The organism is Allobosea sp. P4_E12 (genome assembly GCF_056401655.1).
Window position 1 is genome coordinate 1 of the sequence record NZ_JBFUIY010000011.1, and the last position, 13,845, is coordinate 13,845.

The 13,845-nt window shown below is 65.1% G+C and carries 12 protein-coding genes; 4 read left to right on the forward strand and 8 right to left on the reverse strand.

Annotated features, from left to right (window positions below):
* Nucleotides 1–66: 66 nt before the first annotated feature.
* The 3 genes from AC1DW9_RS15600 to AC1DW9_RS15610 all read left to right on the forward strand — a co-directional run bounded on the left by AC1DW9_RS15600 (nt 67) and on the right by AC1DW9_RS15610 (nt 3,418).
* Entirely contained in the window at nt 67–618 is a 552-nt protein-coding gene (locus tag AC1DW9_RS15600; RefSeq protein WP_476776318.1) for a phosphate/phosphite/phosphonate ABC transporter substrate-binding protein, read from the forward strand.
* 183 nt (nt 619–801) lie between these two features.
* A complete protein-coding gene (locus AC1DW9_RS15605; protein WP_441506553.1) occupies nt 802–1,188 on the forward strand; it encodes a DoxX family protein in 387 nt (128 codons plus the stop codon).
* A gap of 130 nt (nt 1,189–1,318) precedes the next feature.
* On the forward strand, nt 1,319–3,418 hold the full coding sequence (locus tag AC1DW9_RS15610; protein ID WP_476855124.1) for an ABC transporter ATP-binding protein/permease: 2,100 nt from the start codon (nt 1,319–1,321) through the stop codon (nt 3,416–3,418).
* A gap of 105 nt (nt 3,419–3,523) precedes the next feature.
* Here AC1DW9_RS15610 and AC1DW9_RS15615 read toward each other — a convergent pair whose 3' ends face one another.
* The 8 genes from AC1DW9_RS15615 to AC1DW9_RS15650 form a co-directional block, all read right to left on the reverse strand.
* Nucleotides 3,524–4,006: an META domain-containing protein gene (locus AC1DW9_RS15615; RefSeq protein WP_441489044.1), complete on the reverse strand. Its 483-nt coding sequence runs from the start codon at nt 4,004–4,006 to the stop codon at nt 3,524–3,526.
* 195 nt (nt 4,007–4,201) lie between these two features.
* Nucleotides 4,202–5,176 (reverse strand): ATP phosphoribosyltransferase, encoded by a 975-nt coding sequence (gene hisG / locus AC1DW9_RS15620; protein ID WP_441506551.1) that lies wholly within the window; start codon nt 5,174–5,176, stop codon nt 4,202–4,204.
* Nucleotides 5,173–6,285: an ATP phosphoribosyltransferase regulatory subunit gene (locus AC1DW9_RS15625; protein WP_441506550.1), complete on the reverse strand. Its 1,113-nt coding sequence runs from the start codon at nt 6,283–6,285 to the stop codon at nt 5,173–5,175. The genes hisG and AC1DW9_RS15625 overlap by 4 nt, the downstream gene beginning before the upstream one ends.
* 205 nt (nt 6,286–6,490) lie before the next feature.
* On the reverse strand, nt 6,491–8,014 hold the full coding sequence (hisS, locus tag AC1DW9_RS15630; RefSeq protein WP_476776314.1) for a histidine--tRNA ligase: 1,524 nt from the start codon (nt 8,012–8,014) through the stop codon (nt 6,491–6,493).
* Nucleotides 8,015–8,133: 119 nt separating this feature from the next.
* The gene (gene glcF / locus AC1DW9_RS15635) at nt 8,134–9,522 is read right to left on the reverse strand and encodes a glycolate oxidase subunit GlcF (RefSeq protein WP_476768517.1); all 1,389 of its coding nucleotides are present in this window, start codon (nt 9,520–9,522) and stop codon (nt 8,134–8,136) included.
* A 3-nt stretch (nt 9,523–9,525) separates the two neighbouring features.
* Nucleotides 9,526–10,080: a DUF2585 domain-containing protein gene (locus AC1DW9_RS15640; protein WP_441489231.1), complete on the reverse strand. Its 555-nt coding sequence runs from the start codon at nt 10,078–10,080 to the stop codon at nt 9,526–9,528.
* Nucleotides 10,081–10,172: 92 nt separating this feature from the next.
* On the reverse strand, nt 10,173–11,360 hold the full coding sequence (gene glcE, locus AC1DW9_RS15645) for a glycolate oxidase subunit GlcE (protein WP_441506547.1): 1,188 nt from the start codon (nt 11,358–11,360) through the stop codon (nt 10,173–10,175).
* Nucleotides 11,357–12,793 (reverse strand): FAD-linked oxidase C-terminal domain-containing protein, encoded by a 1,437-nt coding sequence (locus AC1DW9_RS15650; RefSeq protein WP_441489038.1) that lies wholly within the window; start codon nt 12,791–12,793, stop codon nt 11,357–11,359. The genes glcE and AC1DW9_RS15650 overlap by 4 nt, the downstream gene beginning before the upstream one ends.
* A 136-nt stretch (nt 12,794–12,929) precedes the next feature.
* Here AC1DW9_RS15650 and AC1DW9_RS15655 point away from each other — a divergent pair, with 136 nt between their 5' ends.
* On the forward strand, nt 12,930–13,835 hold the full coding sequence (locus tag AC1DW9_RS15655) for a LysR family transcriptional regulator (protein ID WP_441506546.1): 906 nt from the start codon (nt 12,930–12,932) through the stop codon (nt 13,833–13,835).
* Nucleotides 13,836–13,845 lie beyond the last annotated feature (10 nt).

The window sequence follows — 13,845 nt, forward strand, 5'->3', positions numbered from 1 at the left end:
CCCTGCCGACGGTCTTCACTCTCAACGAAGCGCTTCATCTAAGCTCCCGGAGCATCACCTCCAGGAATCCTAGCCGACTCGGCTCTTTTCACACAGCCTCAGTCGGTTGCGGATCTGAAGGGCAAGAACTTCGCCTTCGCCGATCCGAACTCGACGTCGGGCTTCGCCTTCCCGTCCTATTTCCTGCGCAAACAGGGCTTTGATCCGCAGAACCATTTCGGCGGCACCGTCTTCTCCGGCGGCCACGACAACTCCGTCCTGGCGCTGGTGCGCGGCCAGTTCGACGGGGTGGCGACCTATCAGGTCAACGAGACCTCCGGCGTCGTCCAGCGCCTCACCGCGCGCAACATGATTCCGGCAGGCGCGACACGCGTGATCTGGACCTCGCCCCTGATCCCCTCCAGCCCGTTCTCGACACGGGCCAACCTGCCCCAGGGACTGAAGGATGCCTTCGTCGCTGCGATGATGGCGATGAAGGCGGAGGCACCCGAGGTCTGGAAGGTCTACACCGACGGTCAGGTTTCCGCTTACGCCCCGGCGAAACACGAGGACTATCTCGATATCATCGCGGTGACGGAGGAGCTTGAAGCCCGGCGCAAGCAGAAGCCCGCAGGCTGAGCGGCGATCTGCCGCCGCAAGGCGGCACGAAAGGCGTTTTCAACAATGAAGTCGCCGATGGAAGCCGGGAATTGGTTCCGCGGGCCGGACCGGCTCTTGCATCGACTTTGGTTGTAAGCCCTATTCCCGCAAGCTGCGGCATTCCGCCGCGCTCTGTGGCACTCTCTTGCGAAGGTCTGCTCCATGCTGAACTCGCCCGCCCTTGCCGACGGCGCCAAGCTCGTCGGCCGCATCCTGCTTGCCCTGATGTTCGTGCTCGCTGGCTACTCCAAGATCAGCGGCTATGCCGGTACACAGCAGTACATGGCCTCGGCTGGCGTGCCCGCCATTCTGCTGCCTCTCGTGATCGCGGTCGAGCTTCTGGGCGGCCTGATGGTCGTTCTCGGCTGGAAGACGCGTCTTGCAGCACTTGCCCTTGCCGGTTTCACGCTGGCTGCGACGCTGCTGTTCCACCTGAACTGGGCCCAGCCGATGCAGCAGCTCCTCTTCATGAAGAACCTCTCCGTCGTCGGCGGCTTCCTTGTGCTGTTCGCCGCGGGGCCCGGCCGGCTGTCGCTCGATCGCGGCTGACGTCGCATCACAAATCGCTGAAATCGACACGCCCGGCCTTGAGCCGGGCTTTTTTGTCTGATCCGGTCGGCTAGAAGATATTATCCGCATGCGCCGACGCTGGCGCGAGTTCCCCGGTAAGGAAGACCTGATGCGTCTTTTGAGTTTCTTTGTCGCTGCTCTCGCCGCCATCGCGCTCGTGGCGGGGCAGCAGAGCGGCAGCGGCGGCATGCTCGGTATGGGCGCCGTGGGTGTGCTGCTCGCACTCGCCACCTATCGCTCGACCGAGACCAGCTTCTTCCTGAAGATCTTTTCCGGGATTTTCGGTGTTGAGTACGTCGTCTTCGGGGCCGGCTCGGTGCTCGCGCAGCTTGGCTACTGGCCTGCCGATTGGGCCGCGATCGCTCCCCCTGCCAGCCTCGCCACGACAGTCGCCGTCTTCGGCATCCTGATCTATGCGATCTCCTTCATTCCGATGATCCAGCGCATCTCGCGCCTGGCATCGCCCTATTTTTCCTCGACCGAGACGACGACGGCGTACCTTTGGCCGTTCGGCACCTATCAGATCCAGCTCGGGCGCCTCGGCGTCATCCTGCTGATCTTTCTGGTGATCCTGAATCAAGCGCAGGTCGGCATCTCGCTGCGTCTGAGCTTCTTCAATCGCGATTTCTACAACGCGATCCAGGAGAAGGATGCGCCGTCATTCTGGTATCAGCTGATCTATGTCTTCAGTGTCTGGGCCGCCATCTCGGTGGTCTCGAACCTGATCGAGATGTTCGCCAACTACACGCTGCTGATCCGCTGGCGGCGCTGGATGGCGGAAAAATACAGCAAGAGCTGGCTCGGCAACGCCACTCATTACCGGATCTCGCTGGCGGGCACTGCCGACAACCCTGACCAGCGTATCGCGGAAGATACCCGCGCCTTCGTCAATCAGACCTACAACTTCGCCCTGCCGCTGCTGTCGCAGATTTCGACACTCGTCTCGTTCTCGATCATCCTCTGGTCGATTCCCGTTCCGATCACCATTCCGGGCACCGAGATCATCATCCCGGGCTTCCTGCTGTGGATGGCGCTGATCTACGCGATCGCGGCGACCTGGATCACGCATCTCATCGGCAAGCCCCTGATCKGGCTCGAATTCGAGCAGGAACGCCGGGAGGCGAACTTCCGCTTCTCGCTGGCGCGTCTGCGTGAATATTCCGAGCAGATCGCGCTGATGCGCGGCGAAGCCTCCGAACAGCGGCATCTGAGCCAGCGCTTCGGCGACATCGTCTCGAACTTCTATCGACTGGTCTGGAGCCGGGTGAAGCTGACCAGCTTCACCCTGTCCTATAATCAGGCGAATGTGGTCGTGCCCTATGTGCTGCTCGCACCGCATTACTTCACGGGCATCATCACGCTCGGCATCATGACGCAGGTTGCCTCGGCCTTCGATCGTGTCCAGACGGCGATGTCGTTCTTCATCAACAGCTATCAGGCCATCGCCTCCTATCTGGCCTCGATCAACCGCCTGACCACTTTCGAGGCGGCGATCGGGCAGGCGCAAGCCGCCACGGCCGGCGAGAAGGGCATCCACCAGACCGAACTCCCCGGGAACGAGGTCCATATCGACGGCGCGACACTGACGCTGCCGAACGGCACGCCGATCGTGCGGATCGACGGGCTCGATCTCGGCACTGCGCGCTCGACACTGGTGATCGGACCGTCAGGATCGGGAAAATCGACGCTGTTCCGCGCCATAGCCGGCATCTGGCCCTTCGGGGAAGGCAAGGTCGGGGTTCCCGCCAGTGCGCGGATCATGCTGCTGCCGCAGCGCCCCTACCTGCCGCAGGGGACCTTGCGCGCGGCCATGTCCTACCCGGCGCTCGACGACACCTATACCGATGCCGACATCGCGACGGCGATGACCCAGGTCAAGCTCGCCCACCTGATCGACCGGCTCGACGATGTCGACCTCTGGGCCCAGCGCTTGTCAGGCGGTGAGCAGCAGCGCCTCGCCGTCGCGCGCGCCTTGCTGGCCAAGCCCGACTGGCTCTTCCTTGACGAGGCCACCGCCTCGCTCGACGAGAAGCTGGAAGGAGAGATCTACGACCTCATCGACCGGACACTGCCGCAGACGAAGATTGTCTCGATTGGGCATCGCTCGACATTGCGGGAGATGCACGACGAAATCGTCGTCATGCAGCCGAACGCGGATGGAACGCACAGTCCCCGCGCGATGGTTCGTGAGCCAGTCGTTCAGTCGTGAATCAACGAGCGCCCGTAGCCGGGCGCTCGTCTGCCTTTCCCGCATCACGCTTCGTGTCGGGAAAGGCGGATCGTCAGGAGAACTGAAGCTGGCGGCTGACCGTCGTCAGATGCCGCGGTCGAAGCGCAACTCGCCCGAGGCGGTCTTGATCACCAGCCTGCCCTCGACGAGGTCCCAGTTGCGAGCTCCGCGCAAGGCGACCAGATAGGCCCGCTCGAATTCGGCAGCGCCCTTGTCGCAGGAGCGCTTGGTGATGGCCATGGGGCCGACCGCGATCCCCTGCTGGCGCAGCGGGTATGCCGCAGCGGAAAACGTGTTGCAGCCGCTGTAACCGGTGCCACGCAGGTTCGAGTCGATCTGCAGTGTGGCCTTGCGATCGGCGATCGACTTGCCGTTCATCGAAATCGCCGTCCAGGAGGCGCCCAGGGGGAAGGTTTTTTCCTGTTTCGGCGCTGCAGGCGCCTGCTCCGGCTGGTTCTGCATATCACGCGGCGACATCGCCTTTCGCTGGGCGGAAGCCGGCGACGCGATCAGCAGGGGTGCGAGGCTCAGGGCGAAGACAGCGGCGTAGCCAAGGCGTCGATTCATCATTTCTCTACCTATGCGGGGCCGGGACGATAGCCCACGCCCCGCTCTCATGGAAACGCCTAGAACCGTATCGCGTTGGGATCAACTGCGATCATTGCGACAACGTTGCTTTGCCGAGTGGCAGCGCCAGCAACGTCACGCGGCATCGCGTCGGAAATGGGCCCGGCTTCAGCCCAAGGCGGCGCCAGATGTCGCTCAGATGCGCGCCAGCAGGCGCTCCAGCAAGGGATTGGCCTTGCGGAAGACATAGGCTGGGGCGTTGACGGTGATCTCGTCAGCGCCGGAGCCGGCCAGATCGTCGACCAGTGCGAAGACCGCCTTCTCCGGGCAATGGATGGCCAGGATACCGCTCTCGGCATGCGCACCGAAGGGCAGCCGAGCGCCATGTCGCGCCACCATCTCCTCAATGGCCGCAGGCTTCGCATCGGTGAGCCGCGCGCGGATCTCCCGGACGGAACGCCCCTCCTCCTCGGCCGCGATGCGCGAGAGAATGGCGTTGGCGGCGGCGCGTGCGCGCGGGCTCCACGGCGCCCGCACCGAGGCGACGAGATTGGCCTCGGAGGCCAGCATGACACCATCGTCCAGAATCTTCAGGGCGTTGGCGGCCAGCGTCGCGCCAGTGGTCGTGATGTCGACGATGATTTCGGCGGAGCCGGCGGCCGGGGCCCCCTCCGTCGCGCCCAGGCTTTCGACGATGCGGTAGTCGCCAAGCCCGTGCTCGGCGAAGAAGCGGCGTGTCAGGTTCACATATTTGGTGGCGACGCGCAGTTTGCGGCCATGGCGTGCGCGCATATGGCTCGCGACATCGTCGAGATCGGCCATGCAGCGGACATCGATCCAGGCCTGCGGCACGGCGACCACGACATTGGCGTGGCCGAAGCCGAGCGGCGTCAGCATCTCGACGGCGGCATCGGCATCGGCCACCTGCTCGCGCACGAGGTCCTCGCCCGTGATCCCGAGATGGGCCGCGCCGGAGGCCAGTTGCGAGACGATCTCCGAAGCCGAGAGGAACGCGACTTCCGCGCCATCCAATCCCGCGATCGTGCCGCGATAGTCGCGCGAGCCACGCGACTGCACGAATTTCAGTCCGGCACGGCCGAAAAAGGCAGTGGCGTTTTCCTGGAGCCGCCCCTTGGAGGGGACCGCGAGAACCAGCGGAGCGTCGCTCATGATGTTTGTCCCGTCAGCCGGTCGAGCCAAAGCGAGGCGCCGACTGCCGGGGCCGGCTGAGGCGCACCGAGGCGACCGAGCACGTTGTCGTAGCGGCCACCTCCGGCAACGGGCCGGCCGTCGCTGCGGCCCAGGTCATGCAGCTCGAAGATGAAGCCGGTGTAATAATCGAGATTGCGGGCGAAGCCGGTCGAGAAGGAGATCTGGCCGACATCGACACCGCGCGCCGCAAGGAAGCCGGTGCGCTCGTCGAAGGCGTCGAGTTGCTGCCCCAGGTCGAGCGAAGCCTGGTCGGAAAGGGCCCGCAATGCGGCCGACGCCGCATCGGGATCACCCGTGACGGCAAGTGCCTGGCCGAGCACGGCCTTCACATCCTCATTGACCGGGTTCTCGCGCTCAGCGGCACGGGCCAGGAAGCGTTCGGCGATATCGCCGGCGGAGCGGCCTCCGACCGTCGAGATCCCCGCGATCGACAATACATCCTCGACAAAGGCCTTGGCCGCCTTGGGATCCTGCCCCTCCAGCGCCTTGAGCAGTCCCGCATGAGCCGTTTCGCCAGTGGCTGCAGGCGGATCGAGCGCCTCGACCGCCTCGGCCGCCTTGCCCTGCACGACCGCGCGCATCAGCCGGCGGCGCGCGCCCTGGGGCACGGCCAGACCATCGAGCAATGCGCCGAGCAGTGCGACGTCGCCCATCAGAACACGCGGCTGCGTCAAGCCAAGCGCCGCCGCCGCCTCGATCGTCAGTGCCATGATCTCGGCATCGGCTGCGGCAAAATCCGCGCGGCCAAAGGACTCGAGCCCGGCCTGTGCGAATTCACCCGGCTCACGCGAGCGCATGCGGAAGACCGGGCCGGCATAGGCATAGGCCATCGGCGCACTCACGCCCGCCGCGATGTGATCCAGCGCCACCGGAATCGTATATTCCGGGCGAAGGCACCAATCGCGGCCATCGGCATCCTGCGTCATGAAGATGCGCCGGCGGATATCTTCGCCTGAGAGATCGAGAAAGACATCGGCCGGCTGCAGAATCGCCGGCTCGGCGCGCTGATAGCCCTCAGCGGCGAGGAGCGCGATCACGGTGTCGATGCTGGCGCGTGTGGCGGACAAGGGCAGCTTCCTGTTGCGCGGCTGTCCTAGCAGCCGCGTCATGGATTTTCGATGGTTTTTAGGGAATTGGGTTAGCGGGATTTGGCGACCGACTCGTTGCCGACGGTTTCCGTCATGGTCGGGCTTGTCCCGACCATCCACGTCTTTGCCTACGATGAACGCTCAAGACGTGGATGCTCGCCACAAGGGCGAGCATGACTTTCAATCAGCCGTGTCGCTTCAGCACCCGCTTCACCCCCTCGACCAGCTCGGTCACCGGCACGGCGAACTGGGCCTCGGCCTGCCTCGCTTTGTGCTCGGCCGAATCCTTGACGTCGCGGCTGGCGGCGGCGAGTTCCGCGCCGAGGATCAGGTCCTTGATCACGATCGTGCCGGCCTCGCGCTCGGAGGAGCCCTGGATCACCGCACAGACCGCGCCGCGCTTATCGGCATATTTCATCTGGGCGTTGAAGCCGGAGCCGCCGAGATAGAGATCGGCACGCAGCAAGGGCTTGCCGTCCCCGTCCCGGGCTTGGCGGAGCTGAGACACGAATGCCTGATAGGCCGGCATATGCTCGGGCGTCTTGTTGTCCATGGCGGTCACAACGACGAGCGGCAGTTCGTTCTTCGTGTCGACCAATGGCGACTTCACCGCCTTCAGTGCCGAATAGAGCCGCGAGACGCCGATCGAGAAACCCGTCGCCGGCACCGGTTCCGGCCGGAAGCGGCCGACCAGCCCGTCATAACGTCCGCCGCCGGCGACCGAGCCAAAGCGCACGACCTGGCCGTCGTCATTGGTGACCGGGAAGGTCAGCTCCACCTCGTAGACCGGGCCGGTGTAATATTCGAGGCCGCGCACCACGGAAGGATCGATGACGACGCGGTCGGCATAGCCAGCCGCGGCGATCAGATCCGCCATCATGCGCAGCTCCTCGGCCCCTTCATGGCCAACGGGCGTGGACGCGAAGCCATCTGCGAGACGCTGTGCGGTCGCGGCATTGTCCGCGGCCCTGGCATCAAGAATCGACAGGACGCGCGTGGCCTGTTCGGCGCCCAGCCCCGCACCCTTCGTAAAATCGCCGCTCTCGTCCTTGCGCCCGTCACCCAGCAGCAGCCGCACGCCGTCGGGGCCGAACTTGTCGAGCTTGTCGATCGCGCGCAGCACGGTCAGCCGGCGCCCGGCATTCTCCTCGCCGCCAAGCCCGATCGCCTCCATCACGCCATCGAGCACCTTTCGGTTGTTGACCTTGACGACATAGTCGCCGCGCTTGATGCCGAGACGCTCCATCGTGTCGGCGGCGAGCATGCAGATCTCTGCATCGGCCGCGACCGAGCCCGAACCGACGATATCGGCATCGAACTGCATGAACTGACGGAAGCGCCCGGGCCCCGGCTTTTCGTTACGGAACACGTAACCAGCGCGATAGCTGCGATAAGGTTTTGGCAGCGCATCGAAATTCTCGGCGACATAGCGCGCGAGCGGCGCCGTCAGGTCGTAGCGCAGCGAGAGCCACTGCTCATCATCGTCCTGGAAGGAGAAGACGCCCTCGTTCGGCCGGTCCTGGTCCGGCAGGAATTTTCCGAGCGCATCGGTATATTCGACGAAGGGTGTCTCGACCGGGTCGAAGCCATAAAGCGAAAAGCTCTCGCGAATGACGGACAGCATGCGCTCGGTCGCCGCCACATCGGCAGGACCACGGTCGATGAAACCACGCGGCTGGCGGGCTTTCAGCTTGTCGGGTTTCGACATGGTTCAGGCTTCACTTCTTGAACGAGATGCGGAACAGCCCGCAGGATAGGGTCCCGCGTTCGGTAACTTGACCGGGCAACGGGGGCAAGCACGCTTGCCCCTCCCCGAGCGGGAAGCGCCTATTCGGCCGCGAACAGCATGTCCTTCTGCTGACGTGGATCACCGAGGGGGGCATCCTTGATCCCCGCCCTTGCCAGCTTCTCCGGCAGCGGCCCGCCGGTGGCCCAGTCGAGCAGCTCGGCGGTATGGACAACCGGCGTCGTCGCACCGCGGTCGGCAAAGCCCTTCGCCAGCTGTGTCATGCAGCCGATATTGCCGGTGGCGACGATCTGCGGCTTCGTCTTCTCGATATGGCCGATCTTGCGTTCGCGCAGCTGCCCCGCGATCTCGGGTTGGAGGATATTGTAGACACCGGCCGAGCCGCAGCAGATATGGCCCTCCGGCACCTCCTTCACCTTGAAGCCGGCTCCGCTCAGAAGGCGCTTCGGCCCGTCCTTGAGCTGCTGCCCGTGCTGCATCGAGCAGGCCGAGTGATAGGTCACCGGCAGCGCGACCTCACGGACATGGCGCAGCTCGAGCGTCTCGAGGAACTCGGTGACATCCTTCGCGAGGCTCGAAATCGTCGCCGCCTTCTCCGCATAGGCCGGCTCGTTGCGGAACATGAAGCCGTAATCCTTGATCGTGGTGCCGCAGCCTGAGGCGGTGATCAAGATGGCATCCAGCCCCTCGCCGTCGACCTCGGCCATCCAGGCGTCGATGTTGCGCCGGGCAAAGACGTGACTGTCCTGTTCGCGCCCCATGTGATGGACGAGCGCGCCGCAGCAGCCCTCGCCCTTCGACAGCACGACCTCGACGCCATGGCGCGTCAAAAGGCGGATCGTCGCTTCGTTGATGGCGGGGTCGAGCACCGGCTGGGCGCAGCCTGAAAGCAGCGCCACGCGCTTGCGGCGCACGGCCGTGACGGGGAAAACCTGCGGCCCCTCCATGGTCGAGCGCGCCGGCAGGCGTGCAGGCGCCAGCGCCAGCATCGCCTTCAGCCGCCCGCCGACCTGCGGCAGCAGGCCGAGAAGGCTCCCGAACGGCTTGCCGAGCATCGCCGCCAGCATCGCGGCGCGGAACCGACCGGGATAGGGCAGGATCGCAGCGAGCACCCGGCGCAACGCCTCGTCATGCCAGGAACGCTGATAGGTCTCCTCGATATGGGCCCGGGCATGATCGACAAGGTGCATGTAATGCACGCCGGAAGGGCACGTCGTCATGCAGGAGAGGCAGGAGAGGCAGCGGTCGACATGCTTCACCACCTGCTCGGTCGCCGGCTTGCCGTTCTCCAGCATGTCCTTGATCAGGTAGATTCGCCCGCGCGGGGAATCGAGTTCGTCGCCCAGCAGCAGATAGGTCGGGCAGGTTGCCGTGCAGAACCCGCAATGCACGCAGGTGCGCAGGATCTTCTCCGACGCCGGCAGGCGCGGATCGGAGGCCAGATGTTCCGGCGTGAAGTTGGTCTGCATCGCTCAGGCCCCTCCCTGCCAGATTTTGATCCAGTCGGCGGGGTAGATCAGCATGATGATATTCAGGGTCAGGTTGTCACGGATGAGGTAGCCGACCACCAGCTCCATGCCGAGCGCAAGCGAAATGGTGAGCCAGACGGGCAGGACACGGGCGAGAAGGAAGCCGACGATCATCGCCGCGATATCGGAGACCGAATTGATGATGCTGTCGCCGGTATAGCCGAGCGAGATCGTCATTTCCCGGTAGCGATCGATGATCGCCGGGCTGTTCTCGGCAATTTCCCAGGCGTTCTCGATCAGGATCGCCAGAAGAAGCGCCTGCCCGAACGAGATCGGCAGGCCGGTCAGCCGGCGCACCGACCAGAACAGGCCATAGAAGAGGAAGCCATGGATGATGTGGGAGAAGGTGTACCAGTCGGCAATATGCTGGGAGTTCTCCGACGAATTGACGTCGCCGTGCCACGGCTTGACAAAGCCGCATTTGCAGATCGGCTCGCGGCCCATGACAAACAGGATCAAGGCGGCTGCGGCAATCATCAGAGCCGCGACGAGGGCAATCGTGCCCGGCTTGAACCGCCCCGGCGCCCAGGCTTGGCGGCGCCCCCCTTCAGTGCGGATCTCACGCGCGGCGGCTATCTGGTCGAACACCATCAAATCCCCGCATACATTCGGCCAGGCTCGAAGATTCCGGCCGGGTCGAAGCTGTTCTTGATTCCGGCCGTGACCCGCATCAGCGGCTCGGCCAGTGGTTCGAAGACCGGTACAACAGCGCGAACCGCGTGGGGTGCGCGCACCAGGGTCGCGTGACCGCCAAGCGACCTGATCGCAGCACGGATCGCGGCGGCTCCAGCGTCCTCGTCAGGCGGCACGGCGAGCCAGACCAGGCCGCCGCCCCAGTCATAGAACCAGCGCGCTTGCGGCAAGGCTTGCATGATCGCCGCCGTAGCACGCGGGGCCCTCGTCGGAGCAAGCGAGAGCCGCCAGACGGCTTCATGGCTGCCGGCGAAGAACCTCGCATCCCGTACGGAATGCCACAGCTCCTGCGAGGCGGCCCCCTCGATCAGTTCGGGCCTGCCGTACTGGCTCAGCAATTCGCCCAGCGCATCGGCGCGATAGGCGATCGAGCTCGCGAAATTCTCCAGCCTGAGCAGCGTGCGGGCCTGGTCGGCTCCGATGCCGGCCGGCAGATGCGCCGCCGCCATCGGTTCGAAGGGCGAGCCGAGCGCGGTCGAAAGCAGAGCGACCGCCGCCTCGTCGGCAAGGCCGGGCCAGGCCAGCGTGGCCACGCATTCCGGCGCCGGCAATACGCGGAAGGTGACTTCGGTCAGGAAGCCAAGCGTGCCGTGGGCACCGCTCACCAGCTTGACCAGATCGAGCCCGGTGACGTTCTTCATGACCCGGCCGCCGGACTTGATCGCCTCGCCCCGGCCGTTGATCAGCCGGATGCCGATCAGCGAGTCGCGGGCTGCACCAGCGTTGATCCGGCGCGGACCGGAGATATTTCCGGCTGCGACGGCACCGATTGTCGGCTCGCCCTCCGTGCCCAGTAATGCGCGGTGATCCATCGGCTCGAAGGGCAGCATCTGGCCGCGGTCGGCCAGCGTCCTCTGGATCTCCGCCAGAGGCGTGCCGGCCCTGGCGCCAATCACCATCTCGGACGGCTCGTAGAGCGTGATGCCGGTCAGACCGGCGCTGGAGATGGTGCTCACGACCTGGGTTGGGCGCCCCAAGCCGGTCCGCGTACCGCCGCCGCGAATGGTGACCGGCGTGCCGTTAGCAGCGACGGAGGCAACGACGGCGCACGCCTGGGCTTCCGTGGTGGGGGTGTGAATGGTCACGCGGCGACCCTGCCATCGAGCGGAAAGACCTTGGCCGGATTCAGCAGCCACTCGCTGTCGAAGACCGCCCGCACCCGCATCTGCTGGTTGAGATCGGCTTCGTTGAACTGCACGCGCATCAGATCGCGCTTCTCGATGCCGACGCCGTGTTCGCCGGTGAGGCAACCGCCCACCTCAACGCAGAGCTTGAGGATGTCGTTTCCGGCATCCTCGGCTTTGCGCGCCTCGACGGGGTCGTTGCAGTTATAGAGGATCAGCGGGTGGAGATTGCCGTCGCCCGCATGGAAGACATTGGCGACGCGCAGTCCATAGCCTTTGACGATCTCCGCCATGCGCTGCAGCACAAACGGCAGTTGCCCGGTCGGGATCGTACCGTCCATGCAGATGTAATCGGCGATCCGGCCCGTCGCACCGAAGGCCGATTTGCGGCCCTTCCAGATCGCGGCGGTCTCCATCGCCGACTTGCTTTCCTTGACCGTCTTGACGCCATGCTCGCGCGCGATCGCAACGATGCGCGCAAGCTGGGCGTCCATTTCCGCGTCCGAGCCCTCGACCTCGATGATCAGCAGCGCCTCGACATCCATCGGGTAGCCGGCCTTGGCGAAGGCTTCGCAGATCTCGATCGCCGGCTTGTCCATGAACTCCATCGCGACGGGGATGATGCCGGCGCCGATGATGGCGGCCACCGCGGCCCCTGCCTGCTCGCTGCTCGGGAAGCCGAACAGCACCGGGCGCGCGCCCTCGGCCGAGCGCAGGATCCGCACCGTCGCTTCGGTGACGATGCCGAGCTGGCCTTCGGAACCGACGATCAGGCCGAGCAGGTCGAGACCCGGGGCATCGAGATGGGCGCCCCCGATCTCGACGATCGAGCCATCGAGCATCACCAGGGTCACGCCCAGCACATTGTTGGTGGTGACGCCGTATTTCAGGCAATGCGCGCCGCCGGAATTCATGCCGATATTGCCGCCGATCGAGCAGGCAAGCTGGGAGGACGGGTCGGGCGCATAGAAAAAGCCCTCGGACATCACAGCCCCTGTGACGGCGAGATTGGTGACGCCGGCCTGCACCCTGGCGGCGCGGTTGGCATAGTCGATCTCGAGGATGCGATTCATCTTCGACACACCGATGACGACGGCATCCTCCTGCGGGATCGCGCCACCGGCGAGCGAGGTGCCAGCCCCCCGCGGGACGACGGGAACGCCCTGCTCGCCGCAATAGCGCAGCACCGCCGCGACCTCCTGCGTCGTCGAGGGCAGCACGACCGCCAGCGGCATGCGGCGATAGGCGGTGAGCGCATCGGTCTCATAGGGCCTGCGCTCGTCATCGGAGGTGATCAGGGCCTCGGGCGCCACCAGTCCGGCAAGCCCGGCGATGATCGCATCGCGGCGCGCCAGGATGTCCGCGCGCGGCGCGGGAAAGGCAATGGCGCTCATGGTCTCCTCCTCCGGATGTCAGCTCTCGCGATATCACCCACACCCGGTTTCATACAAACAGGTTAGACCAATTCGAACCCGCTTGCAGCGCGACCAAAAGCCATGATTATTTCCAAAATGGAAAAGGTGGGCGAGCATGGACCGGTTCGGCGATCTGGATGTCTTCGCGCATGTGGTGACGGCCAAGAGCATGTCCGCGGCGGGGCGCGAATTGAAACTCTCGCCGGCGGTGATCTCGAAGCGCATCCGCCGGCTCGAGGAGCGCCTTGGCGTGCGGCTGCTGCAGCGCACCACGCGGCAGTTGTCGCTGACCGAAGCGGGACAGGGCTTCTATGAGCGCGTGGTCTCGATCCTGTCCTCGATCGAGGATGCCGAGGCCTGGGTCGCAAGCGGCGCGGGCCAAGCGCGCGGCACCTTGCGCGTCTCCGCCCCCACCTCCTTCGGCCGGTTGCATATCGCGCCGCATCTGAAGCCCTTTCTCGATGCCAACCCGATGGTGACCGTCGACCTGATCCTGAGCGATTCCTTCGTCGACATCATCGCGGAAGGGTTCGACCTCGCCGTGCGCATCGCCGACCTTCAGGATTCGAGCCTCGTCGCCAAGCGGCTCGCGCCCAATCACCGCGTGCTCTGTGCCGCGCCGGACTATGTCGCCACTCGCGGAATACCGGCCAGCATCGAGGAGCTCTCTCACCACACGCTGATTGCCCATAATGCCGACCAGTGGCGGCTGGACGGACCGTCCGGTCCGGTCGGCGTGCGGGTCAATGGACCGCTTCGGACCAATTCCAGCGAAGTCGTGCGCGAGGCGCTGCTCGCCGGCGTCGGCATCGCCTTGCGCTCGACCTGGGATGTCGGGCCGGAACTTAAGACCGGGCAGCTCGTCAGGGTCCTGCCGGATTACTCGGTCGGCAAGCGTGTCGCCGTCTACGCGGTCTATCCCAGCCGCCGGCACATGGAGCAGAAGGTGCGCGTCTTCGTCGATTATCTCGCGGAGCTCTATGGCGCGACACCGTACTGGGATGCGGGGCTTGATCTATGAGACGGCTCCC